General features: G+C 72.2%; 21 protein-coding genes. 17 read left to right on the top strand and 4 right to left on the bottom strand.

Annotated features, from left to right (window positions below):
* Positions 1-69: 69 nt before the first annotated feature.
* Entirely contained in the window at positions 70-1,008 is a 939-nt protein-coding gene (locus tag DRV96_RS15140; protein ID WP_162911095.1) for a LysR family transcriptional regulator, read from the bottom strand.
* Positions 1,009-1,134: 126 nt separating this feature from the next.
* On the opposite strand from DRV96_RS15140, the gene DRV96_RS18165 reads away from it, so the two are divergent.
* From DRV96_RS18165 to DRV96_RS15130, 3 genes are all read left to right on the top strand, one after another.
* Positions 1,135-1,356: a hypothetical protein gene (locus tag DRV96_RS18165; protein ID WP_162911094.1), complete on the top strand. Its 222-nt coding sequence runs from the start codon at positions 1,135-1,137 to the stop codon at positions 1,354-1,356.
* 50 nt (positions 1,357-1,406) lie between these two features.
* Positions 1,407-3,044: an AmpG family muropeptide MFS transporter gene (locus tag DRV96_RS15135; RefSeq protein WP_119292635.1), complete on the top strand. Its 1,638-nt coding sequence runs from the start codon at positions 1,407-1,409 to the stop codon at positions 3,042-3,044.
* A gap of 76 nt (positions 3,045-3,120) precedes the next feature.
* Complete coding sequence (locus tag DRV96_RS15130; protein ID WP_119292633.1) at positions 3,121-4,050, top strand: M48 family metallopeptidase; 930 nt, start codon at positions 3,121-3,123, stop codon at positions 4,048-4,050.
* Positions 4,051-4,179: 129 nt separating this feature from the next.
* Here DRV96_RS15130 and DRV96_RS15125 read toward each other — a convergent pair whose 3' ends face one another.
* From DRV96_RS15125 to DRV96_RS15110, 3 genes are read right to left on the bottom strand one after another with little or no spacing between them, the layout of a single operon-like run.
* Positions 4,180-4,818 carry an MBL fold metallo-hydrolase gene (locus tag DRV96_RS15125; RefSeq protein ID WP_119292631.1) on the bottom strand — a complete coding sequence of 213 codons (639 nt, stop codon included), beginning with the start codon at positions 4,816-4,818 and terminating at the stop codon, positions 4,180-4,182.
* 36 nt (positions 4,819-4,854) lie between these two features.
* Positions 4,855-5,922, bottom strand: a complete 1,068-nt coding sequence (locus tag DRV96_RS15120) for an SLAC1 anion channel family protein (protein WP_235823432.1) — start codon at positions 5,920-5,922, stop codon at positions 4,855-4,857.
* Positions 5,919-7,844: an NAD(P)/FAD-dependent oxidoreductase gene (locus DRV96_RS15110; protein ID WP_235823431.1), complete on the bottom strand. Its 1,926-nt coding sequence runs from the start codon at positions 7,842-7,844 to the stop codon at positions 5,919-5,921. The genes DRV96_RS15120 and DRV96_RS15110 overlap by 4 nt, the downstream gene beginning before the upstream one ends.
* An 84-nt stretch (positions 7,845-7,928) precedes the next feature.
* Between DRV96_RS15110 and DRV96_RS15105 the strand changes: the two genes are divergently transcribed.
* The 14 genes from DRV96_RS15105 (at position 7,929) to DRV96_RS18160 (ending at position 23,362) form a co-directional block, all read left to right on the top strand.
* The gene (locus DRV96_RS15105) at positions 7,929-8,252 is read left to right on the top strand and encodes a rhodanese-like domain-containing protein (protein ID WP_119292626.1); all 324 of its coding nucleotides are present in this window, start codon (positions 7,929-7,931) and stop codon (positions 8,250-8,252) included.
* Between the two features lie 54 nt (positions 8,253-8,306).
* Positions 8,307-10,133, top strand: a complete 1,827-nt coding sequence (locus DRV96_RS15100; RefSeq protein WP_119292624.1) for a pyruvate kinase — start codon at positions 8,307-8,309, stop codon at positions 10,131-10,133.
* A 71-nt stretch (positions 10,134-10,204) separates the two neighbouring features.
* Entirely contained in the window at positions 10,205-11,686 is a 1,482-nt protein-coding gene (locus DRV96_RS15095) for an AMP nucleosidase (RefSeq protein ID WP_119292622.1), read from the top strand.
* Between the two features lie 123 nt (positions 11,687-11,809).
* Positions 11,810-13,246, top strand: coding sequence for an efflux transporter outer membrane subunit (locus tag DRV96_RS15090; RefSeq protein WP_235823430.1), 1,437 nt, complete (start codon positions 11,810-11,812; stop codon positions 13,244-13,246).
* Positions 13,243-14,556 (top strand): efflux RND transporter periplasmic adaptor subunit, encoded by a 1,314-nt coding sequence (locus DRV96_RS15085; RefSeq protein WP_119292620.1) that lies wholly within the window; start codon positions 13,243-13,245, stop codon positions 14,554-14,556. The genes DRV96_RS15090 and DRV96_RS15085 overlap by 4 nt, the downstream gene beginning before the upstream one ends.
* The gene (locus tag DRV96_RS15080) at positions 14,553-15,314 is read left to right on the top strand and encodes an ABC transporter ATP-binding protein (RefSeq protein WP_119292618.1); all 762 of its coding nucleotides are present in this window, start codon (positions 14,553-14,555) and stop codon (positions 15,312-15,314) included. The genes DRV96_RS15085 and DRV96_RS15080 overlap by 4 nt, the downstream gene beginning before the upstream one ends.
* Positions 15,314-16,522, top strand: a complete 1,209-nt coding sequence (locus tag DRV96_RS15075) for an ABC transporter permease (RefSeq protein WP_119292616.1) — start codon at positions 15,314-15,316, stop codon at positions 16,520-16,522. Before DRV96_RS15080 ends, DRV96_RS15075 begins: the two co-directional genes overlap by 1 nt.
* Positions 16,523-16,736: 214 nt before the next feature.
* Positions 16,737-17,963 (top strand): ISL3 family transposase, encoded by a 1,227-nt coding sequence (locus DRV96_RS15070; protein ID WP_119292614.1) that lies wholly within the window; start codon positions 16,737-16,739, stop codon positions 17,961-17,963.
* 33 nt (positions 17,964-17,996) lie between these two features.
* Entirely contained in the window at positions 17,997-18,704 is a 708-nt protein-coding gene (locus DRV96_RS15065; RefSeq protein WP_235823433.1) for a DUF4143 domain-containing protein, read from the top strand.
* A gap of 64 nt (positions 18,705-18,768) precedes the next feature.
* Positions 18,769-19,050, top strand: a complete 282-nt coding sequence (locus DRV96_RS15060) for a hypothetical protein (protein ID WP_119292610.1) — start codon at positions 18,769-18,771, stop codon at positions 19,048-19,050.
* A 46-nt stretch (positions 19,051-19,096) separates the two neighbouring features.
* Entirely contained in the window at positions 19,097-19,561 is a 465-nt protein-coding gene (locus DRV96_RS15055; RefSeq protein ID WP_119292608.1) for a pilin, read from the top strand.
* 66 nt (positions 19,562-19,627) lie between these two features.
* Entirely contained in the window at positions 19,628-21,304 is a 1,677-nt protein-coding gene (locus DRV96_RS15050) for a PglL family O-oligosaccharyltransferase (RefSeq protein WP_119292606.1), read from the top strand.
* A 166-nt stretch (positions 21,305-21,470) separates the two neighbouring features.
* Positions 21,471-22,610, top strand: coding sequence for a transposase (locus DRV96_RS15045; RefSeq protein ID WP_235823429.1), 1,140 nt, complete (start codon positions 21,471-21,473; stop codon positions 22,608-22,610).
* A 461-nt stretch (positions 22,611-23,071) separates the two neighbouring features.
* The gene (locus DRV96_RS18160; RefSeq protein ID WP_210757064.1) at positions 23,072-23,362 is read left to right on the top strand and encodes a hypothetical protein; all 291 of its coding nucleotides are present in this window, start codon (positions 23,072-23,074) and stop codon (positions 23,360-23,362) included.
* The last annotated feature ends 65 nt before the right edge of the window (positions 23,363-23,427 follow it).

Here is a 23,427-nt window from a genome sequence, read left to right as displayed (position 1 = left end):
GTAAATAAGTGTGAGCTCACATCCTCGCAGCGATCGTCTTTCCTGTCATCTGACGCAGCGGGCTATCGCTCAGTGGTCCGGCGGCACGGTGGCCAGGCGCGCCGCGACGGCGTCACCGACGTGCTGCATGAAAGCGCGCACCCGCGCGGTCTGGCGCAGGTCCGGGTGGGTGAGCATCCACACCGGCACCGACAGCTCGGGGATCGGGTCCGACACCGGCACCAGCTCGGGATGACGCGCCGCCATGAAGGTCGGCAGCACGCTGATGCCCACGCCGGTGCGCAGCATCGCCGCCATCGCGTTGAAGATGTCCACCCGCACGCGCACGCGCGCCTGCGCGAGTTGGCTGCGCATCCAGCGGTCGTAGACCCGCGCGTGGGCGTCGCGCTCGAACGCGACCCACGGCACCTCGCGCACCAGCGTCTCGAGCGGCTGCACCGACTGCGGCAGCCCGGCGCCGCCGCGCAGCGCGTAGGCACGGCACTGCGTCGTGCCGAGCTGGCGACCGACGAGGTGCTCGGCCACGTGCGTCGACATGCGCAGCGCGACGTCGGCTTCGAGCCGGGCCCAGGTCTGCGCCTGGTCGGCGTGACGGCGCGACAGGTCGACGAGGAACGCGTTCTCGACCACCTCGACCTCGATGCCGGGGTAATCGCGCGCGAAGGCCGCCAGCGGGTGCGGCAGCAGGTGCTCCATGATCACGAACGCCGTCGTCACCCGCAGCAGGCCGGTCAGCTCGCGGTCGCGGCCGAGCACCCGGCGCTCGATCTCGTCGGCCTGGTCGGCCATGCGGCGCGCCTGCTCGATCACGAGACGGCCCGCGTCGGTGGGCACGTAGCCGCGCCGCGAGCGGTCGAACAGCCGTGCGCCCAGGCGTGCCTCGAGTGCGTCGAGGCGGCGCAGCACCGTCGTCGCATTGACGCCGAGTCGGCGCGCCGCCGCGCCCGGCGAACCGGCGTGACCCACCGCCAGTGCGTACCGCAGGTCGCTCCAGTCGAGCTCGGCCATGCATCGCTCCCCTTGACGCTGCAATTTTGCAGCGAAGACCTGCAACGATGATCCTTGCGTGCACATCCGCAAAGCCTCTACAGTTTTTGCGTAGGCACTAACCCTCAGGCCGTGCGAGGAGTCGGAATGGGTACCTGGGTTCAACCGGCGAGCGGCTCGTCGCCGTTTTCCACGCCACTCGAGACGGCCCCGTTGCGTCTGCTCGAACGCCGCCCGAGCGCGCGCCGCAGCGACGGCGCGGTGCGGCCGCAGGCGGTGGCGCGCCCCGACTGGCTCAGCCGGCTGGCGGCCTGGGCCGAGGCGCAGCCGGTGCACCGTCGCTTCGGCAGCTGGACACGGTTGCCGTGAGACCGCACCGGCCGGGGCGGCCCCGCGATCGGGCTGCCTAGAATCGGCCGATGCCGCTTCCGCCAGCCGCTCCGCCCCCCGGTTCCGAGGCGCGGCAAGGCGGGTTCCCCGGGGCGTCCGAACGCCTCGCGCGGGCGCACCGGCTCGTCGTCGTCACGCTGCTCGGCTTCGCGTCCGGGCTGCCGCTGGCGCTGACCGGTCAGGCCCTGCAGGCCTGGATGACGGTCGATGGTCTCGACGTCGCGACGATCGGTTTCCTCAGCCTGGTCGGTCTGCCGTACACGTTCAAGTTCCTGTGGGCGCCGCTGATGGACCGCTTCGACCTGCCGTGGCTCGGCCGGCGGCGTGGCTGGCTGGTGGCCACGCAGCTCGCGCTGGCCGCGGTGCTGTGGGCGCTGTCGCACACGTCGCCAGCCGGCGCGCTGCAGGTGTTCGCGCTGCTGGCGGTGGCGCTGGCCTTCGCGTCGGCGTCGCAGGACGTCGTGATCGACGCCTACCGCACCGACTTGTTGCCGGCGGCCGAGCGCGGGCTCGGGTCGTCGCTCAACGTGCTCGGCTACCGGCTGGCGATGATCGTCTCCGGCGGCGTCGCCTTCATCTGGACCGACCCGGCCGGCGCGACGGCCGGCGGTGCGTGGACCTGGCCCGAGGTCTACCGCCTGATGGCGCTGCTGATGGTCGGTGCCGCGGTGCTGTCGGCCACCGCGCTGCCGCGCGTGCCGCGCCCCGACGCGACGCCGACGATGGCGCGCCACGACATCACCGGCTTCTTCGCCGTCGTCGCCGCGGTCGCCGCGGGCTATGTGCTGACGCAGCAGGCCTTCGTGCCGCTGGCCGGTGCGCTGCTCGGGCCGTGGCTCGACGCGAGTGCGCTCGCCGAGCCGCTGCGCCGCCGCTGGACCGACCTGCTCGCGCTGCTGCTCGGGCTCGCGGTGACGCTGCCGCTGGCGGCGTGGGCGGCGCGGCGCGCCCGCTTCCACACGCTGCTCGACGGGCTGCACAACTACTTCAGCCAGGCCGGCGCCTGGGGCTTCCTCGCCTTCATCGTGCTGTACAAGCTCGGCGACGCATTCGCCGGCGCGCTGATGACGCCGTTCCTGCTCAAGGCGATGGCCTACAGCTCGGCCGAGGTCGGCGTCGTCAACAAGGTGATCGGGCTGTGGCTCACGATCGGCGGCGCGCTGGTCGGCGGCGTGCTGATGCTCAAGCTCGGCCTGTGGCGCTCGCTGATGCTGTTCGGGCTGCTCCAGATGGCGAGCAACCTCGGCTTCTGGTGGCTGGCCGTCAACGGCCGCGGCGTGCTGCCCGGGCTCGAGCTGCCGGCCTTCGACTGGGGCTTCGTCGCGCTCGCGCAGCCGACGCAGGTCGACGGCGGGCTGCTGATGGTGATCGCGTTCGAGAACCTGTCGGGCGGCATGGGCACGGCCGCATTCGTCGCGTTCCTGATGAGCCTGTGCAACCAGCGCTTCACCGCGACGCAGTTCGCGCTGCTCAGCGCGTTCGCGTCGGTCGGGCGCGTGTGGGTCGGCCCGCTGGCCGGCGTGCTCGCCGAGAGCATCGGGTGGCCGAGCTTCTTCGTCGTCAGCACGATCGCCGCGCTGCCGGCGCTGGTGCTGCTGTGGGTGCTGCGTGCACCGGTGCGTGCGCTCGAGGTCGACCCGGCGACGGCGGGCGCCAGCGACGACTGAGACCGCCGCCCGCTGCCTAGAATGGGCCCACGCGCCGCAGGGGAACCGCCTGCCGGCGACCCGGGTCCGAGACCGCATGGCACGCCACGCCTTCCGCACCGACGCCGACCTGACACCGGCCCCGATCGGCATCGGGGCGCACGGTGCCGGCTGCCGCTGTGCATTGCACGGTCGGCGGGCGTTCACCGCCGGCCTGGCCGGTGCGGCGCTGCTGCCGCTGCCGGCGCTCGCCGAAGGCGTGCGCGACGACGTCGGTCGCACGTCGCGCTTCGCGCAACTGGTGCCGGCGCAGGAGGTCGAGCGCGCCGCGGCGGCGCAGTACCAGCAGATGACGCGCGAGGCCGCGCAGCAGCGCGCACTCGCGCCGGCGACGCACCCGCAGGTGGTGCGGCTGCGCGCGATCGCGCAGCGCATGATCCCGCACTGCGAGCCGTGGAACCCGCGCGCGAGGCAATGGCAGTGGGAAGTCAACCTGCTGGGCAGCGCGCAGATCAACGCGTTTTGCATGCCCGGCGGCAAGATCGCCTTCTACTGGGGCATCTTGCACAAGCTGCAGCTCAACGACGACGAAGTCGCCGCCATCATGGGCCACGAGATGGCACACGCGTTGCGCGAACACGCGCGCGAGCGCATGGGCAAGACGGCAGCCACGCGCGTCGGTGCCAACATCGTGTCGTCGCTGCTCGGCTTCGGCGCGGTGGGTGACACCGTGCTCGGGATGGGTGCGCAGCTGCTGACGCTGAAGTTCAGCCGTGACGACGAGAGCGAGGCCGACATCGTCGGCATGGAGCTCGCCGCGCGTGCGGGCTACGACCCCGCCGCCGGCATCACGCTGTGGGAGAAGATGCTCGCGGCCAACCGCAACGCGCCGCCCGAGTTCATGTCGACGCACCCGGCTGGCGAGACGCGCATCCGCGACATTCAAGACAAGCTGCCGAAGGTGTTGCCGCTGTACCAGCGCGCCGAGAAGCCCACGCAGCGCTTCGGCCCGCCACCGAAGGCCTGAGCCCGCGGCTGCCTGCGTGCCTGCGCACGCACGGACGGGCGAAGGGGCCCGAGCTCTGCGAGGGCGCGGCCTGCAAGGCCTGAGCCCGCCGCTCCACACGGCGGTGCGCCACGACGACGCCGCGGCCCGTCAGGTGCCGCCGACGTAGGGGTTGTTGCGCCGCTCGCGCCCGAACGTGCTCTCGGGGCCGTGGCCGGGGATGAACACGGTGTCGTCGCCCATCGGCCACAGCCGCTCGACGATGCTCGCGACCAGCTGCTCGTGACTGCCGCCGGGGAAGTCGGTGCGCCCGATGCTGCCAGCGAACAGCACGTCGCCGACGAAGCAGCGCCGCGCCGCCGCGCTGTGGAACACGACGTGCCCCGGTGTGTGGCCCGGGCAGTGGCGCACCGTCAGCACCTCGTCGCCGACTCGCACCGTGTCACCGTCGGCGAGCCAGCGCGTCGGCGTGAACGGCTCGGCCGGCGGGAAGCCGAACATGCGGCTTTGCTGCGGCAGCGCGTCGATCCAGAACTGGTCGCCCGGGTGCGGGCCGATCACGGGCAGGCCCTCTTCGCGCGCGAGCGTGCCGGTGGCGCCGGCGTGGTCGATGTGCGCATGCGTGAGCCAGATCGCCGTCGGCCGCACGCCGAGCTCGGCAACCGCGGCGCGCAGCCGCGGCAGGTCGCCGCCGGGGTCGACGATGGCGGCGTCGAGGGTGCGGTCGCACCAGACGATCGAGCAGTTCTGGGCGAACGCCGTGACGGGGACGGTCAGGTAGCGCAGCATTGCGCGCAGCCTACCGCACGCCGGCTCGCCGCGTGCTCAGGGCGCGGGTGTCGCGATCGGCGCCACCGGCTCGGGCGCGAGCAGGCTGCCGTCGCGCAGCCCGCGCAGCGTGCCGAGCAGCAGCCCCGCGATCACGAGCGAGGTCAGCGCCAGCAGCACGACGCCGGCCAGCGCCATCGCGCTGCCGGGCGCCGCCAGACGCAGCGTCAGCGCCGTGAGCGCCGCCAGCGGGAACGACAGCGCCCAGTGCGGCAGCGAGAACGGCAGCGCCGCCAGACGCCGCAGCTGCGTGCCCACCCACAGCAGCGTGAACAGCGCCATGCCCCACAGCGCCCACGCCACCGGCAGCGGCGTGCCGAGCTGCAGCAGCGCGAGCGCCGACACCGCCGGCGGCGCGATCAGGATGAACACCGTCGGCAGGAGGCGCTCGGGGAACATGCCCTGCACGGCGATGCGCACCAGCACCAGCGTCAGCACGACGGGCCAGAACAGCAGCCCGATGCCGAACTGCGCGGCCGCCCACTCGGCGTGACCCAGCGGCACGCCGGCCAGCGGCGGCAGCACGTTGCCGACGACCGGGATGAACAGCGCCGGCGTCACGCCGGCCCACGCCAGCCCGGGCGGCAGGCCTTCCTTCAGGTTCGCGTTCTGGTTGCCGCGCCACCAGCGCCCGAGCACCCACGCGGTCACGACGAGCTGGCTCAGGCTGCCGGTCCACCACAGCGCGCCGGCCCACCACGACGGCCCGAGCAGCGCCACCGCGACGGTGGCCAGCAGCAGGATCGCGATCGGCAGCGTCGCGACGAAGCTGTGGCGCACCGGGTGCAGGCGGTCCTCGCGCCACGCGTCGGCGTGGTAGATGCCGCGCAGCACGGTGGCCACCGCGAGCACGGCGAACACGACGGCCGCGAGCGCGCCGACGACGAGCGCGACGCCGGTGGCCATCGCGCCCATCAGCGGCTCGGCGCGGTGCCACGCCAGTGCCAGGCCGGTCAGGCCCATCACGATCGCGTACCAGCCGGGGAACAGGTAGCGCAGCTTGGGTAGCACGGCCCGCGTCGCGGTCGCGGTGGCTTGCGGGTTGGGCGATGTCGAGGTCGTCACGCGTGCCTCCTCCTCAGGGTGTGGCCCGGCGGCTGCCGGCCATCGCACCGAGCGGCCACGCGAACGCGGCCGCGACGAGGCCGAAGCCGGCGGCCAGCGCCAGCAGGTTGGCCCAGTCGACCCAGTAGGCCATGTCGGCGAGCGACGCCTGCGTCGCCCCCGGCAGCCACAGCACGGTGGCCACCGCCGCCAGCACCGCGGCGCCGAACGCGAACTTGACGCCGCCGCGCCAGTTCGCGCCGCGGCGGCGCAGCGCGGTGGCCATCAGCGCGACCCACAGCACGGCCGCACCGAGCAGCAGCGGCCACAGGTCGAGCGCGACCTCCCAGACGATGTTGATCACGAGCCAGATCTCGTACATGGCGTTCTCCTGCGCGCGTCAGACGCGGCCCTTGAGCACCGCGAGGTACGCGGGCTTGAGCATGCGGTACTTCATCAGCCACGCCATCCAGCTCTCCTGCAGCGGCTCGATCATCGGCAGCGACGGCGTCAGCCTGCCGTCGTAGTCGAACTCGATCAGCATCGCCGATGCCCTCGCGCACGATCAGCGGGCACGAGGTGTTGCCGTCGAACTTCTGGTCGGCGTCGCGGCCGGCGACGACCTCGACCAGGTTGTGCGCCACCAGCGGCGCGCTCTTCTTGACCGTCGCGGCGGTCTTGCCGCGCGGCGTGCCGTTGATGTCGCCGATGCCGAACACGTTCGGGAAGCGCTTGTGGCGTAGCGTGTCCTTGTCGACCTCGAGCCAGCCGCCGGGCGCCATCGGGCCGTCCTGCGCGGCCAGCGCGCTGCGTTTCACGGCGTCGGGTGCGCGCATCGGCGGCACGACGTGGATGAAGTCGTACGGCACCTCTTGCCGCTCGCCTTCGGGGCTCACGAAGGTCGCGCGCCGCGCGCCGATGTCCACCGCCACCAGCTTGCTCAGGTGGTGGCGCTCGACGCCGAACGCGTCCCAGTACGCGAGCACCTTGTCGTTGACGACCTTGACGCCGAACACGGTGTCTTGCGGCAGCCCGGTGTGGAACAGGATCTTCGACGCGGCGAGCGTGCCGGCCCGGCGCAGCCGGTCGGCGACCATGAACGTCATCTTCAGCGGCGCACCGGCGCACTTCAGCGGCCCGGCGGGCAGCGTCATCAGCGCGGTGCCGCCGCGCCTGCGGAACGCGTCGAGCGCGTTCCACGTCGCCTGCGCCGCCTGCGGGCTGGCGTAGACGCTGGCCAGGCCGTCGTGGCCGATCGCGGCCACGTCCATGCCCTCGATCTGCGCGTAGTCCAGGTGCAGACCGGTGGCGACGACGAGGAAGTCGTAGCCGATGCGCCTGCCGCTGGTCGTCACGACGGTGTTGGCCGCGGGGTCGAACTCGGCCACCATCTCCTGCACCCATTCGACGCCGGCGGGCATGAAGCGCGCGTTCGCGTCGCGCACCTTGCCCACCGGCCACACGCCGGTGGCCACCAGCGTGTAGCCGGGCTGGTAGTTGTGTTCCTTCTTCGCGTCGACGACGGTGATCTTCGCGCCGTCGAGCATGCGGCTCAGGCGGTTGGCGATCGCCAGCCCGCCGAGCCCGCTGCCGGCGATCACGATGCGCGCGTGGGTCTTCAGCGCGGCAGCGCGCGCGGCGCCGGCCGGCAGCAGCGCCGCGCCGCCCGCCGCCAGGCCGGCCGCACCGACGCCTTGCAGCCAGCGCCGCCGCGACGCATCGGCCAATGCGCCGGGCGCGGGGATGGGGTCTCGGATCATGACGGTTTCCTTCATGCGCCGTGCGGCGGCGGCCCCGCCGCACGGTGTGCAGCCTGACCCGTGAAGCGGCCGGCGACCTTGATGTCTGTCAAGACTCGCGCCGGGGTTGCGACCGCGCTGGGCCTTTGATACCCATGCGGGTATAATACGCTGGCGATGGTTGCGGCACGTGATCCAGATCAAGACCTCCCGGGCGTCTCAAGATTGGTGCATGATTGAGTACGCATACACTGCGCTGACCGCCGCGCCCCCGCCGAGGATCCGACCATGCACGGCCTGAGACAGATCGACCCCGCGACCGCGCTGGAGCACCTGAGCGCTGGCGCCCTGCTGATCGACGTGCGCGAGCCCGGCGAGGTGCAGCGGCTCGCGTTCGACGCGCCGAACGTCGTGCAGATGCCGCTGTCGCAGTTCGCGCAGCGCTACCACGAGCTGCCGCGCGACCGCGAACTGATCATCGCCTGCGCCAGCGGCGCGCGCAGCTTTCAGGCGATGCAGTTCCTCGTCCACCACGGCCACAACCACGTCTCGAACCTGCAGGGCGGCATCGGCATGTGGCGCCTGCACGGCCTGCCGGTGGTCGCCGCCTGAGCGCGGGCGGCGCTGTCACGCGCCTGCCACGCATCCGTCCCACACTGGGCGTCGATGGAGACCCCGACGCCGGACGGCGACGTCGCCGAGTGGCGCGCGCTCGCCGATCGGCTGGCCGCACTGCGCGCCAACATGCTCGCCGACGAGCATCGCTTCGCGCCGCGCCTGCGCGCCGTCGACGCGCGGCACCGCGCGAGCGCGCGCAACCTCGTGCACTACCTCGCGCTGCGCCGTCACGACCTGCGCAGCCTGCAGGACGCGCTCGCGCGGCAGGGGCTGTCGTCGCTCGGCCGCGCCGAGGCCGACGTGCTGCCGGCGCTCGAGCGCGTGCTCGCCGTGCTGCACCGCCTGCTCGGCGAGCCGGCGCTCGCGTCGGGCGCCTCGATGGGCGGCCGTCAACAGCTCGCCGCGCACGCCGACGCGCTGTTCGGTCCGGCGCCCGACGGCCGCGCGGTGCGCATCATGGTCACGCTGCCCGACGAGGCCGCGCACGACGACGCGTTGGTCGCGGCGCTGGTGGCGCGTGGCATGGACGTCGCGCGCATCAACGCCGCGCACGGCGACGCCGCGGCCTGGACGGCGATGGCCACGCACGTGCGACAGGCGGCCGCGGCCGCCGGGCGCCACGTGCGCATCCAGTTCGACCTCGCCGGCCCGAAGCTGCGCACCGGCGCGCTGCCGCCCGGGCCCGCGGTGCTCAAGCTCAAGCCGCAGCGCGACGCCTGGGGCCGCGTGCAGGCGCCCGCGCGCGTCGTGCTGGTGGCCGAAGGCGACACGCCGTCGCCCGAGGCGGACTCGGTGCAGGTCGACGCCGACTGGTGCGCCGCGCTGCGCGCCGGCGACGCGATCGACCTCGTCGACGCGCGCGGCGCGCAGCGCCACTGGAGCGTCGTCGCTGCCGACGGCCGCCGCGCGGTCGCCGAGTGCACGCACACCACCTACCTTGCGCCCGGCGTGCGGCTGCTGCACCCCGGCCCGCGCGGCGTGCAGACCACCGGCGTCGGCGGCCTGCCGCCCGCTGCCGGCGCCCTTGAGCTCGTCCCCGGCGACCTGCTGCGCGTGTGCCGCGACGCCGATGCCGCGCTGCACCCCGGCGGCGCGCTGCGCATCGGCTGCACGCTGCCCGAGGTCTTCGCGCAGGTGCGCGCCGGCGAGCGCGCGTGGTTCGACGATGGGCGCATCGGTGGCGTCATCGAGGCCACCGACGCCGACGGCTTCGACGTGCGCATCACGCGCACGCGCGACGGCGGTGCGCTGCTGCGCGCCGACAAGGGCATCAACCTGCCCGACAGCCGCCTCGCGCTGCCGGCGCTGACCGCGAAGGACCGCGCCGACCTCGACGTCGCGGTGCGCATCGCCGACCTCGTCGCGCTGTCGTTCGCGCAGGACGCCGACGACGTCGCCGCGCTGCGCGCCACACTGGCCGAGCGCGGCGCCTCGCACCTCGGACTCGTGCTGAAGATCGAGACGCGCCGCGGCTTCGAGCAGCTGCCGGAGCTGCTGCTGGCCGCGCTCGCGCACCCGGCTGCCGGCGTGATGATCGCGCGCGGCGACCTCGCCGTCGAGTGCGGCTGGGAGCGGCTGGCCGAGGTGCAGGAGGAGATCCTGTGGGCCGCCGAGGCGGCACGCGTGCCGGTGATCTGGGCCACGCAGGTGCTCGAGAGCCTGGCCAAGGGCGGCGCGCCGTCGCGCGCCGAGATCACCGACGCCGCGATGGGCGTGCGCGCCGAGTGCGTGATGCTCAACAAGGGCCCGCACCTCGTCGAGGCGATCGCCACACTCGACGACATCCTCGTGCGCATGCAGTCGCACCAGACCAAGAAGCGCTCGCTGCTGCGCGCGCTGCGCGCGTGGGCCGAGCCCGCCGCCGCGACGCCCTGACCCCGTGCCGCGCGAGGGGCCGCGCCGGCGCAGCCCGCACAATCGGCGCCTCGGCCGACCCCGTTTCGCCCATGACCTCGTCGCCTCCCTTCATCGCGCCGGTGTCGTTCGACGACGCCGACGCCGCACTCGCGCAGGTGCAGCGCATCTACGCCGCGAGCGTGCAGCACCTGCGCAACGCGCTGCAGCGCTACGTTGCCGGCCGCGACCCGGCGCAGCCGGTGCGCGCGTGCTACCCGTTCGTGCGCGTGCGCACCGAGACCGTCGCGCGCGCCGACTCGCGGCTGGCCTACGGCTTCGTCGCCGGGCGCGGCGTCTACGAGACGACGCTGACGCGCCCCGACCTGTTCGCGCGCTACTACCGCGAGCAGTTCGAGCTGCTGCTGCGCAACCACGGCGTGCCGCTCGAGGTCGGCGCCGGCACGCAGCCGATCCCGGTGCACTTCGCGCTCGCCGACGACGCCGCCTTCGACGGCCCGCTCGACGCCGATCGCAGGCTGCGGCTGCGCGACCTGTTCGACCTGCCCGACCTCGCCGCGATGGACGACGGCATTGCCAACGGCACGCACGAGCCCAAGCCCGGCGAGCCGCAGCCGCTGGCGCTGTTCACCGCGCCGCGCGTCGACTACTCGCTGCACCGGCTGCGCCACTACACCGGCACCGCGGCCGAGCATTTCCAGAACTTCGTGCTGTTCACGAACTACCAGTTCTACGTCGACGAGTTCGTGCGCCTGGGCCACGCGCTGATGGCGCGCACCGACAGCGACTTCGTCGCGTTCGTCGAGCCGGGCCACGTCGTCACGCGCCGCGTCGGGCTGCCGGCCGAGCCGGGCGACGACGCCGGCGCGCCGCCGCCGCGGCTGCCGCAGATGCCGGCTTACCACCTCGTGCGCCCGGACCGCAGCGGCATCACGATGGTCAACATCGGCGTCGGCCCGGCCAACGCGAAGACGATCACCGACCACATCGCCGTGCTGCGCCCGCACGCGTGGATCATGCTCGGCCACTGCGCGGGGCTGCGCAACACGCAGCAGCTGGGCGACTACGTGCTCGCGCACGGCTACGTGCGCGAGGACCACGTGCTCGACGAGGAGCTGCCGCTGTGGGTGCCGATCCCGGCGCTGGCCGAGATCCAGGTCGCGCTCGAGCAGGCGGTGGCCGACGTGACGCAGCTGCGCGGCTGGGAGCTGAAGAAGATCCTGCGCACCGGCACCGTGGCCAGCACCGACAACCGCAACTGGGAGCTGCTGCCGCACCCGGGGCCCGAGCGCCGCTTCAGCCAGAGCCGCGCGATCGCGCTCGACATGGAGAGCGCGACGATCGCCGCCAACGGCTTCCGCTTCCGCGTGCCGTACGGCACGCTGCTGTGCGTGTCCGACAAGCCGCTGCACGGCGAGATCAAGCTGCCCGGCATGGCCAACGCGTTCTACCGCGAGCGCGTCGACCAGCACCTGCGCATCGGCATGCGCGCGCTCGACATCCTGCGCGGCCAGCGCCTCGAGGCGCTGCACAGCCGCAAGCTGCGCAGCTTCGCCGAGGTGGCGTTCCAGTAACCGGAGCGCCCCGCGCGCTTCACGAAGCTTCACGCGCCGCCGCACGGCCGAAACGCGCTGCGGGCATCATCGTCTTGACCTGTGTCATGTGCCGCGGCGCCGGCACGACGAAGATCGCCCCCCGTGACGACACCCGACCCGACCACGACGCTGCGCGCGGCACACCGCCTGGCCTGGATGGCGCTGGCCCTGCTCGGCAGCGGCTGCGCGTCGCTGCAGCAGCCGCCGGCGCCACCGCCGGCCGACCCGGTGCCCCCCGCGTGGACCGCGCCGGTGCCCGCCGGCGCGCCGGCCGACCTCGCGCAGTGGTGGACGCGCTTCGGCGACCCGGCGCTGCCCGGCCTCGTCGCGCAGGCGCTGCAGGCGAACACCGACATCGCCGTCGCGCAGGCGCGGCTGCGCCAGGCGCGCGCGGCGCGCGAGCTCGCCGCCGCCGGGCTGCAGCCGCGCGTGGGCGCGAGTGCCTCGGCGCAGGGCAACTGGAGCGAAGCCACCGGCCGCACCGGCGAGAGCTGGCGCACCGGGCTCGACGCGAGCTGGGAGGCCGACCTGTGGGGCGCGGGCGCGGCCGGCGTGCGCGCCGCCGACGCGACCGAGCGCGCCGGCGCGCTGACGCTCGAGCAGGCGCGCGTGAGCGTCGCCGCCGAAGTCGCGCTCACGCTGCTGCAGCTGCGCGGCACGCAGGCGCGCGAGGCGATCGCGCGGCGCAACCTCGCGAGCCAGCAGCAGACGCTGCAGATCACGCAGTGGCGCCGCGACGCGGGGCTGGTGACCGAGCTCGACGTCGCGCAGGCGCGCACCGCGGTCGAGCAGACGCGCGGGCAGCTGCCGGCGCTGGCCGGTGCCGGCGAGCAGGCGATGAATGCGCTCGCGGTGCTCACCGGCCGCGCGCCCGGCGCGCTGCACGCCGAGCTGGCGGCGCGCGACGACGCCGCGCCGCCGTCCGTGCCCGCCGACCTCGCGCTGGCGTTCCCGGCCGACGTGCTGCGCCAGCGCCCCGACGTGCAGGCCGCCGAGCGCCGGCTCGCCGCCGCCGCCGCGCGCGTCGAGCAGGCCGACCAGCAGCGCCTGCCGGCCTTCACGCTCGGCGGCTCGATCGGGCTGAGCGCGCTGAGCCTCACCGCGCTGGGCAGTGGCGCCGGCGTCGCGTCGCTCGCGGCCAGCGTCAGCGTGCCGGTGTTCGACGCCGGACGGCTGCAGGCGCAGGTGCGCCAGCAGGAGGCCGCGCGCGACGAGGCCGCCGCGGGCTACCGCGCCGCCGTGCTCGCCGCGCTGCAGGAGGTCGAGGACGCGCTGGTGTCGCTGGCGCGCACGCGCGAGCAGCTCGCCGCGCAGCAGGCCGCCGCCGCGTCGGCGCGCCGCGCCGCCGCGCTCGCCGAGCAGCGCTACGCGAGCGGGCTGGTCGACTTCCAGAACGTGCTGCAAAGCCAGCGCACGCTGCTCGCCGCCGAAGACGCCGTCGCCGCGACGACGACCACGCTCGCCACCGCCCACGTGCGCCTGTACAAGGCGCTGGGCGGCGGCTGGAACCCCGAACCGACACCGACCGCCTCGCGATGAACACGCCCGCCCGTGACGCCCCCGACACCGACGCGCTCGACGCCCTGCTCGGGCCGGGCGGCGGCCGCACGCGCTGGTGGCACCGCCCCGGCGTGTGGATCGGCGCCGTGCTGCTGGCGGTGGCCGCCGCGGGTGCCTGGTGGTGGCTCGGCCAGCGCCAAGCCGCCGCGGCACCGCAGTACCAGACGCAGCCGGCCGCGCGCGGCCCGCTGACGGTGACCGTCACCGCCAGCGGCACGCTGCAGCCGATCCGCCAGGTGGCGATCGGCAGCGAGCTGTCGGGCACGGTCGCGCGCGTGCACGTCGACGTCAACGACCGCGTGAAGAAGGGCCAGGTGCTCGTCGAGCTCGACGACGCGCGGCTGCGCGACCAGGTCGCCGCGTCGCGCGCCGCGCTGGCCGCCGGCGAGGCGGCACTCGCGCAGGCGCGCACCACCGCCGCCGAGGCGCGCGACAACCTCGCGCGGCTGCGCGACGTGAGCCAGCGCAGCGGCGGCCTGGTGCCGTCGGCGGCCGAGCTCGACGCCGCGCAGGCCGCGGCCGCGCGCGCCGAGGCCAACGTCGCCAGTACGCGCGCCGGCGTCGAGCAGGCGCGCGCGACGCTCAGCAGCAACGAGACCAACCTGCGCAAGGCGTCGATCCGCTCGCCGATCGACGGCGTCGTGCTGTCGCGCGCCGTCGAGCCGGGCAACGCGGTGGCCGCGTCGCTGCAGGCGGTCACGCTGTTCACGCTCGCCGAGGACCTCAAGCAGATGAAGCTGCAGGTCAACGTCGACGAGGCCGACGTCGGCCAGGTGCGCGAGGGGCAGGCGGCCAGCTTCACCGTCAGCTCGTACCCGAACCGCCGCTACCCGGCCAAGGTGCTGCGCGTGGGCTACGGCTCGACGGTCAAGGACAACGTCGTCACGTACCTGACCGACCTCAGCGTCGACAACGAAGACCTGTCGCTGCGCCCCGGCATGACGGCCACCGCGACGATCACGACCACCGAGCGCACCGACGTGCTGCTCGTGCCCAACGCGGCGCTGCGCTACTCGCCGCAGGCGGCTGCTGCCGCGCCGCGCGCCGGCGGCGGCAGCAGCTTCGTTTCGAGCATGATGCCGCGCCCGCCCGGCGCCGGGCAGCCGACGCGCCGCGCCGGCACGAACATCGCGCAGGTGCGCCAGGTGTGGGTGCTCGAGGCGGGGCGCCCGCGCGCGGTGCCCGTCAAGCCGGGTGCCAGCGACGGCCGCCAGACCGAGGTGACCAGCGACGAGCTGCAGCCCGGGATGGCAGTCATCGTCGGCCAGACCACGGGCGCGGCGCGATGAACGCGGCCACCGCGGCGACCGCGGCCGCTGCGGCGGCCGCCATGCCGCTGATCCGCCTGCGCGGCGTGACCAAGGTCTACGGCAGCGGCTCGGCCGCGGTGGCCGCGCTGCGCGGCATCGACCTCGACATCGACGAACGCGAATTCGTCGCCATCATGGGCCCCAGCGGCTCGGGCAAGTCGACCGCGATGAACATCCTCGGCTGCCTCGACACGCCCAGCGCCGGCGCCTACCTGTTCCGCGGCGTGCCGGTGCAGCGCATGGACCGCGACCAGCGCGCACTGCTGCGCCGCCGTCACCTGGGTTTCGTGTTCCAGGGCTTCAACCTGCTGCCGCGCACGACGGCGCAGGAGAACGTCGAGCTGCCGCTGCTCTACCGCGGCGCGCCGCGCGCCGCGCGCCACGCCGCCGCGCGCGAGGCGCTGGCGGCGGTGGGTCTCGAAGGGCGCGAGCACCACACGCCGGCCGAGCTGTCGGGCGGGCAGCAGCAGCGCGTCGCGATCGCGCGCGCGCTCGTCACGAACCCGACGGTGCTGCTCGCCGACGAGCCCACCGGCAACCTCGACACGCAGCGCGGGCGCGAGATCATGGAGCTGCTCGCCGGCCTGAACCTCGAGCGCGGCATCACGGTGCTGATGGTCACGCACGAGCCCGACATGGCGGCCTACGCGCGGCGCGTCGTGCGCTTCCGCGACGGGCGCATCGACAGCGACCGCGCGCAGGCGCCGCTGGACGCCCCCGCGGCGGAGACACGCTGATGTGGTGGAACACGCTGCTGCTGGCGCTGCGCGAGATCCGGCGCAACCTGCTGCGCTCGTTCCTGACGATCCTGGGCATCGTGATCGGCGTCGCGGCGGTGATCACGATGGTCACGGTGGGCCGCGGCGCGACGCAGGCCGTGCAGGACCAGATCACGAGCCTGGGCACCAACCTGCTGATGGTGCGCCCGGGCCAGCGGCTGGGCCCCGGGCGCGACGCCGCCGGTGCGCCGCCGTTCCGCCAGGCCGACGCCGAGGCGATCGCCGCGCAGGTGCCCGGCGTGCGCAGTGTCGCGCCGCAGGCGGCCACCGGCGCGGTGGCGGTGTACGGCGCGCGCAACTGGTCGACCGTCGTTCACGGCACGACCAACGCCTACTTCGAGACCAACAACTGGACGCTGGCCGACGGCCGCACCTTCGAGGAGGCCGAACTGCGCGCCGGCAGTGCCGTGTGCGTGATCGGCGCCACCGTGCGGCGCGAGCTGTTCGGCGCCGAGGAGCCGGTGGGCTCGCGCCTGCGCGTGCGCAACGTCAGCTGCGAAGTCATCGGCCTGCTGCAGGGCAAGGGCCAGGCCGCGATGGGCATGGACCAGGACGACGTCGTCGTGATGCCGATCAACGCCGTGCAGCGACGGCTGACGGGCAACCTCAACGTCGGCACGCTGCTCGTCTCGATGGACGACGGCGCCGACGCCGAGCGCGTCAAGGCCGACCTCACGCGCCTGCTGCGCGAGCGGCGCAAGCTCGCCGACGGCGACGAGAACAACTTCAACGTGCTCGACACGCAGCAGCTCGCGCAGACGCTGTCGAGCACGACGCAGGTGATGACGACGCTGCTCGGCGCGGTGGCCGCGGTGAGCCTGCTCGTGGGCGGCATCGGCATCATGAACATCATGCTCGTCAGCGTGACCGAGCGCACGCGCGAGATCGGCATCCGGCTGGCGATCGGCGCGCTCGGCCACGAGGTGCTGCTGCAGTTTCTGATCGAGGCCGTCGTGCTCGCCGCGCTCGGCGGGCTGGTGGGCATCGTGATCGCGACCGCCGCGTCGATCGCGCTGACCGGCGTGATGGGCGTGCCGTACCTGTTCGACCCGGCGATCAACGTGCTGTCGTTCGCGTTCGCCGCGGCGATCGGCGTGCTGTTCGGCTACTTCCCGGCGCGGCGCGCCGCGCAGCTCGACCCGATCGAGGCGCTGCGGCACGAGTAGACCGCCGGCGTCGGCGTGCAAAGCATTGCAAATTGAGCCTCTCTTTAATTTCGAGTGGGTAGGATTTGGCTGGAATTCGGCCGCCGCACGGGGTCAAGGGGGGGCGACAGCCCGGCGAAGCGGACCCTTGAGGCCGCGCGCCGGCCGTGACGACGCTGGTGTGATGTCGAATGCGGCAGGCTGACGCATTCGACATCACAAGCAGGGGCGACACATGCATGACAAGCTGTTCGAGACGGCACTGGGGATCGCACGGCCGTGGTACGTGGCCGGCGTGGAGTTCGACGAGGCGGACAAGGTGCTGAGCGTGCGCATCGACTTTGAGCCGGGCACCCGTTTCGCTGCTGAGGGTGCCGATGGCGAGCACCCGGTGCACGACACGGTGACCAAGACGTACCGGCACCTGAACTTCTTCCAGCACGAGTGCCACCTGCTGGTGCGCACGCCGCGGGTGAAGCTGCCCGACGGCTCGGTGCAGTTGATCAAGCCGCCGTTTGTCGGCCGGCTGTCGGGCTTCACGCTGCTGTTCGAGGCGCTGGTGCTGATGCTGGCGCAGCAGATGCCGTTCGCGGCCGTGGCGCGCATCGTGGGCGAGTCGGCGTATCGCGTGCTCGCGGTGTGCCGCCGCTACGTGACGCTCGCGCTGGAGGCGGCCGACTTCAGCCAGGTCAAGGCCCTGGCCATCGACGAGACCTCGCGCGCCCGCGGCCACGACTACATCACCCTGGCCGCTGATGCCATCGAGCGCCGCGTGCTGTGCGTTACCGCTGGGCGCGACGCATCGACGCTCGAGACCATCGCCGCAGAGCTGGCCGCACACGGCTGCCCGCCTGAGCGGATCGAGTCGGTCAGCATCGACATGTCGCCCGCGTTCATCAAGGGCTGCACCGAGCACTTGCCCGACGCGCGCATCACGTTCGATAAGTTCCACGTCGTCTGGCACGCCAACGCGGCGGTGGACAAAATGCGCCGCATCGAGCAGCGCGCCGACAAGTCTCTCAAGGGCCTGCGCTGGACGCTGCTGAAGGATCGCGCCGCCCTCAAGCCCGAGGCCGCCGCCGACCTCGATGCGCTGATCGTCCGCATGACACGCGTGCGTACCGCCCGCGCCTGGGTCTACAAAGAGCAATTGCGCGAGATCCTGGAGCGCAAGCAGATCAACGTCGTGCGCCAGATGCTGCTGCACTGGTGCACCTGCGTCATGCGCAGCAAGGTCGAGCCGATGAAGGAGGTTGCCGCGATGGTGCGCAGGCACCTTGAGGGCATCGTCGCCTGGGCTCAGACTCGCCAGACCAACGGCTTCCTCGAAGCCCTCAACGGCCTGTTCCAGGCCGCCAAGCGCCGCGCTCGCGGCTTCAGCAGCTTCGACACCATCAAGACCGTCATCTTCTTGATCGCCGGCAAGCTCGACTTCGCGGCCATCAACCCTCATGCCCGGTAACCCACTCGGTTTTCAACAGAGCCCAAATTGAGCGTGCGCCGCTCAACGTGCAACCATGCTGCCCCGCCAGGCCGAGCACACGTTGCAGGAGCGTCTGCGCCGCTTCCCGGCCGTGGTGCTCGTCGGTCCGCGGCAGGGGGCAAGACCACGCTGGCGCGCGCCGTCGCGGCGCGCCACCCGGGGGCGGCCTTCTTCGACCTCGAGCGCGAGTCCGACCGCGCCGCGCTGGGCGGCGCGGCGCACACCACCATCGGCCGGTACCTGGACACGCTGGTCGACGCGCTGATGGTGCGCCGCCTGCAGCCAGTGCGGCCCAACGTGGGCAAGCGGCTCGTCAAATCACCGAAGGTGTACGTGCGCGACAGCGGGCTGCTGCACGCGTTGCTGGGCATCACCGACGTCGCCGCGCTGCAGGGCCACCCCGTGGCTGGCGCATCGTGGGAAGGATTCGTCGTCGAGCAGGTGGCCGGCGCGATGCCAGCCGACGCGACGCTCGGCTTCTACCGCACCGCGGCGGGCGCCGAGATCGACCTCGTCGTCGAGCACCGCGGCCGGCGCGTCGGCTTCGCAGTCGAGTTCTCGGCGGCGCCCCGTCCGGCGCGCGGCCTCTGGCAGGCGCCGGAAGACCTGCGACTGGAACGCGCGTTCGTCGTGGCGCCCGTGGCGCGGCGCTATCCGCTCGAGCCCCGCGTCGAGGTCGTGGGCTTGAACGATTTGGCAGGTGCCTTGGCCGGCACCTGACCCCGCCGGCTTTCCGACCGGCGGGGTGGCCGCACCGCGTCGCCGACGCGGCCTTCGGCAGGCGTTGGACGGCCTGCAACTGGCGCGCGTCTTTACGTCGTTCGGGCGCCAGCGCCTCGTGGCGATGGCGCTGGCACAGCGCGTCGAGGGGCCACGCGTGATGGGCCCGGCCAAGGCCCGCGGCGCCGACCGCGCCGTGCGACGAGTGACGCGTTTCGTCGGCGCGCGGCACAGCCGGTCGGCCGCGGGTGACGCGTTTGGTCAGCTGCTGCGCATCCGGGCGCGCCGCCGCGTGAGCTGCGTCACGAATGCGCCCGCACGCGGGGCTGGCACGGCCTTCGCATGAGGCAAGCCGTCCCTGTCCTTGACCCCCCATCGCAAAGGAGCGATTCATGAAGCGAGTGCAACAAGGTTTCACGCTGATCGAACTGATGATCGTCGTCGCGATCATCGGCATCCTGGCCGCGGTCGCGCTGCCGGCGTATCAGGACTACACGAAGCGTGCCAAGGTCAGCGAAATCGTGCTGGCGGCTTCGGCGTGCCGGACGTCGATCACCGAAGTGATTCAGTCCGCTAGCGGCAGCTTGCCCGCCGCGGGCGCATGGGGTTGCGAGAGCGCGAGTTCGACCTCGAAGTACGTGAAGTCGATCGACACCAACGACAAGGGGATGATCACGGTCACGGCACAAAATATTGCGGCCGACATCGATGACCAGGTTCTGACTCTCAGGCCGCTCGCGGACGGTGGTGGTGACCCTGTGGCCGGCGGCTTGATTGCCTCGTGGCGTTGTGGTAACACGGGCGACGGCACGACGATTCCGGCCAAGTATCTGCCGGGTTCGTGCAAGGGCAACTGACGATCTTCGACACGCCTCGTAGCGTTTGACGAAGGGCAGCTGAGCTGCCCTTTTTCCTTTTTCACCATGCCCCGTTTCGTGCTTGCCACTGCACCTGCTGCGGCCGTGCCGTTGGCGTGGCTGTTGCCCAACCACTATCCGCCTTGGACGTCGGCGTGGCAAGACGGATGGGCGTTGGCCACACTTGCGCTGGCGGCGATGTGCTGCCAGCGCCGGTTCGACGTGCCTGCGTTGTGGTCCGCCGCGCTGCTCGTGGCACTGGGCGCCATCGCTGTCCAATCGATGACCGGTCTGATGACGTATGGCGGGGATGCCCTCATGGCGGGCTGGTACGTGGTGGCATTCGGCGTCGCGATTGCCGTCGGGATCGGGTGGGCGGGTTCTTCCAACGTACAAGCGCGGGACTCTTTCATCGTGGCACTGGCCGGCGGCACGGTGGTTGGTGCCGTCGCCTCCACGGCGATTGCCTTGATGCAATGGGCAGGTGTCACTGCGTTTGGCATGTGGGTTGTCGACTTGCCGCCGTCGGGCCGCCCGTTCGCGAACGTCGCGCAGCCGAACCACTACTCCACCATCGCTTTCCTGGGGATCTGTGCCGCCGCGCTGCTGCGGGAGATGGGGCAGCTGCGAACGTCTGTCTTCGTCGCGATCGCCGCTTCGCTGTTGTGGGGCATGGCCGTCAGCGGATCTCGCACGGGTTGGTTGCAGATCTTCGCGCTGCTGGCGCTGGCGTGGTACTGCGGCTCGCGGATTCCCTTGAAGACCGGTGCGCGCAGGATCGCGTGGCTGGCAGCGGTGTTCGCGCTCTTCGTGGTGGCGTGGCCGCTGTTGGCCGAACATGCCGACTTGGGACCGGCGCGTGCGGTGGGCGAACAGCTGCAGGCCGGCAAGCGCCCGCCGCTTTGGCTCGCGATGGTCGATGCGGTCTGGCAACGTCCCTGGACGGGGTACGGTTGGCAGCAGGTGTCGGCAGCCCAGCAAGCAGTGGCTACGCGGCACCCGCCTGTCGGGGCGCACTTCGAGCACAGTCACAACGTTGTTCTGGACCTTTTGGTCTGGAATGGCCTGGGGGTCGGTTCGCTGATCCTCTTGTTGGGAGCGGCGGCGCTGTTGCGTCTTTATGCCGGGGTTCGCGAACCCAGGGCGGTGTGGCTGCTGGCGGCAGTCTCGGGCTTACTCATCCACGCCAACCTCGAATTCCCGCTCGAGTACGCCTATTTCTTGGTGCCGATGGGGTTGTTCATCGGCGCGATCCACGCGCTGAACACCATCGAGACCGAGCCAAAATGGCCGGCGCCGCTGTTGCCGATGGCAGGTGTTGGCTTGGCGGCGGTGCTGTCGGTGGTTGCGGTGGACTATCTGGAGGCCGAACAGAACCACCGCATTTTGCGTTTGGAGTCTGCGCGCATCGGGGTACGTGCGATCGAGACGCCGGCGCCGACGCTGCGCGTTCTCGACCAGCTGCAAGCGTTCCTGGAGTTCGCTCGCACTGAGGCGCGGCCCAACATGACAGCCGAGGATTTGCAGGCGATGCGTCGCGTGGCAGAGCGCTTCGGGTATCCCCCGGTGCTCTTGCGCTATGCCTTGGCTGCAGGACTGAATGGGGAGCCAGCGACTGCAGCGCTTACGCTCGAACGGCTTTGCCTCATTCATCCAAGGCCCAGATGCGACGAGGGTCGGATTGCCTGGGTCAGCCTGGGGGAACGCTACCCTGCCTTGCGTGCAATTCGGTACCCATCGTGAGAGGCGGCACGACCTTGGATTGGGCTTGCAGACTGGAAGCCGGCTGCTTTATCGAATTCGCCTCCTTCGTCTGCCGTCGTTCCGTGGCGACCAGGATGGATTCGTCGGTATTCATCGTGGTGATCGTGGTGAGTGACCAGTAGTCAGTAGTCGGTAGCCTCGCGCCATGCTGCTGCAAAACGCCACCCTCCCCGACGGCCGCACCGGCGTCGATCTGCTCGTCGAGCACGGCCGCATCGCGGCCGTCGGCCCGAACCTGCACGCCCCGCCCGGCGTCGAGGTGATCGACGCCGGTGGCTGGCTCGTCAGTCCGCCGTTCGTCGACGCCCACTTCCACATGGACTCGACGCTGAGCTACGGCCGGCCCTGGGGGTCAGGTCTTAAATCAAAAGCCCTCGACAATCACGCCTACACCGAAGCGACCAGCCCCGAGCTGTCCATGACCCGCCCGCTGCGCATCGACTTCCCCGACGCGCTCTACCACGTCACCTCCCGAGGCGATCGGCGCGAGCCGATCTTTGCCGACGACGCCGACCGGCTCGCGTTCCTGGACGTGCTGGCGCTGGGCTGCGAGCGCTTCGAGGCGGACGTGCACGCCTACTGCCTGATGGGCAACCACTACCACCTGGTGGTCGCCACGCGCCACGGCAACCTCAGCGCGCTGATGCGCCACGTCAACGGCGTCTACACGCAGCGCTTCAACCGCCGCCACGGCAAGGTGGGGCACGTGTTCCAGGGGCGCTTCAAGGCCATCCTGGTTGATCGCGAGGCCTACCTGCTGGCGGTGTGCCGGTATGTCGACCTGAACCCGGTGCGCGCGCGCATGGTGGCCGCGCCCGGCGACTGGGCGTGGTCGAGCTACCGGGCGCTGACCGGCGCGGCGCAGGCTCCGCCGTGGCTGGGCGGTGGCGTGGTGCACGCGCTGCTGCTGGGCCGCGTGCCGGTGACGGCGGCCGACTGGCGCGCCGCCGCCGGCGCCTACGCCGCCTGGGTCGACGCCGGGCGCGACACGCCTCTGTGGTCCACCGGTCTGCGGCAGCAGATCTACCTGGGCGACGAGCGCTTCGTCGAGCGGATGCAGGCCCGCGCCGAGGCGCAGCGCCTGGCGGCGCAGGAGGTTCCGCGCGCCCAGCGCACGCCGGCCCGCGGGCTGGCGCACTGGCTGGCGGTGTGCGCCACGCGCGAGGAGGCGGTGCTGCGCGCGCACCGCGAAGGCGGCCTGACGATGGCGGCCATCGGCCGCGAGCTCGGCCTGAGCGGCGCGCGCGTGAGCCAACTCATCGCGCGCGCGGAGGGGCGGCGCTGACCGGCCAGGGGCCGCCGGATGCGAGAACCGGCGCCGGCATCCGGCCGACACTTGCGTTCCGGTGCCGTCAACCCGCCACGGGGTCCCGCACGTCCAGGAACGCGAACGTGCGAAAGTCGCCGTCGTTCGTGTAGAGCACCGCGATGCCGTTGGTTCGCAGCGCGGCCGCAAGGTGGGCGGCGGGTACGAGGTTGGCCGACCGCGATCACTTGCCGCGGCGACATGCTGGTCCCAGACTGGGAGACGTTCGCGCGGTGCCTGGCGGTGAGTCCGTGGTGAGCTCCGACGTGGTCGTCGCGCCTGCTCCTGCTGCGGCGCGGGACGTCAGAGCAGGTGCAGGTGCCGAGCCATGGCGCCGCGAACGCTCGACAAGGCGATCGCCTGGTCGAAGCTGACCAGGCGGCCACCGTGCTCGACCGCCAGCGCCAGCAGGTACAGGTCCGTGATCTGGAATTGTGGCCTTGCACGCGCGAGAAGTCGAAGCGCCGGTCGTCACGCAAGGAAATGTCGTCGGGCCAGAACTCGTGGTCGAGCGCGGCGCAGGCGTCGCGCAGGCGCTCGCGCACCAGGTGCATCGACACGCCGCCGCGCCGCCCGTAGGCGGGCAGGCTCATCACCCGCACGACGCCGTTCTCGACGATGGGGCAGGTGGCCACCTGCACGCCGCTTTGCTCGACGAACGCGTTGGCACGCGACGAGAACTGGTGCGTGAGCTGCCCGCCGTTTTTCGTCTTCCAGGAGCCGATGGTTAGCATCGAGACCTGAAGGACGAGAGATGAAGAGAATTCCGAAGCAGGAGTACACGGCCGAGTTCAAG

Origin of the sequence: Azohydromonas sediminis (genome assembly GCF_003574675.1) — a bacterium.
Taxonomy (GTDB): domain Bacteria; phylum Pseudomonadota; class Gammaproteobacteria; order Burkholderiales; family Burkholderiaceae_C; genus Calidifontimicrobium; species Calidifontimicrobium sediminis.
This window is presented reverse-complemented; position numbering and strand designations above follow the sequence as displayed.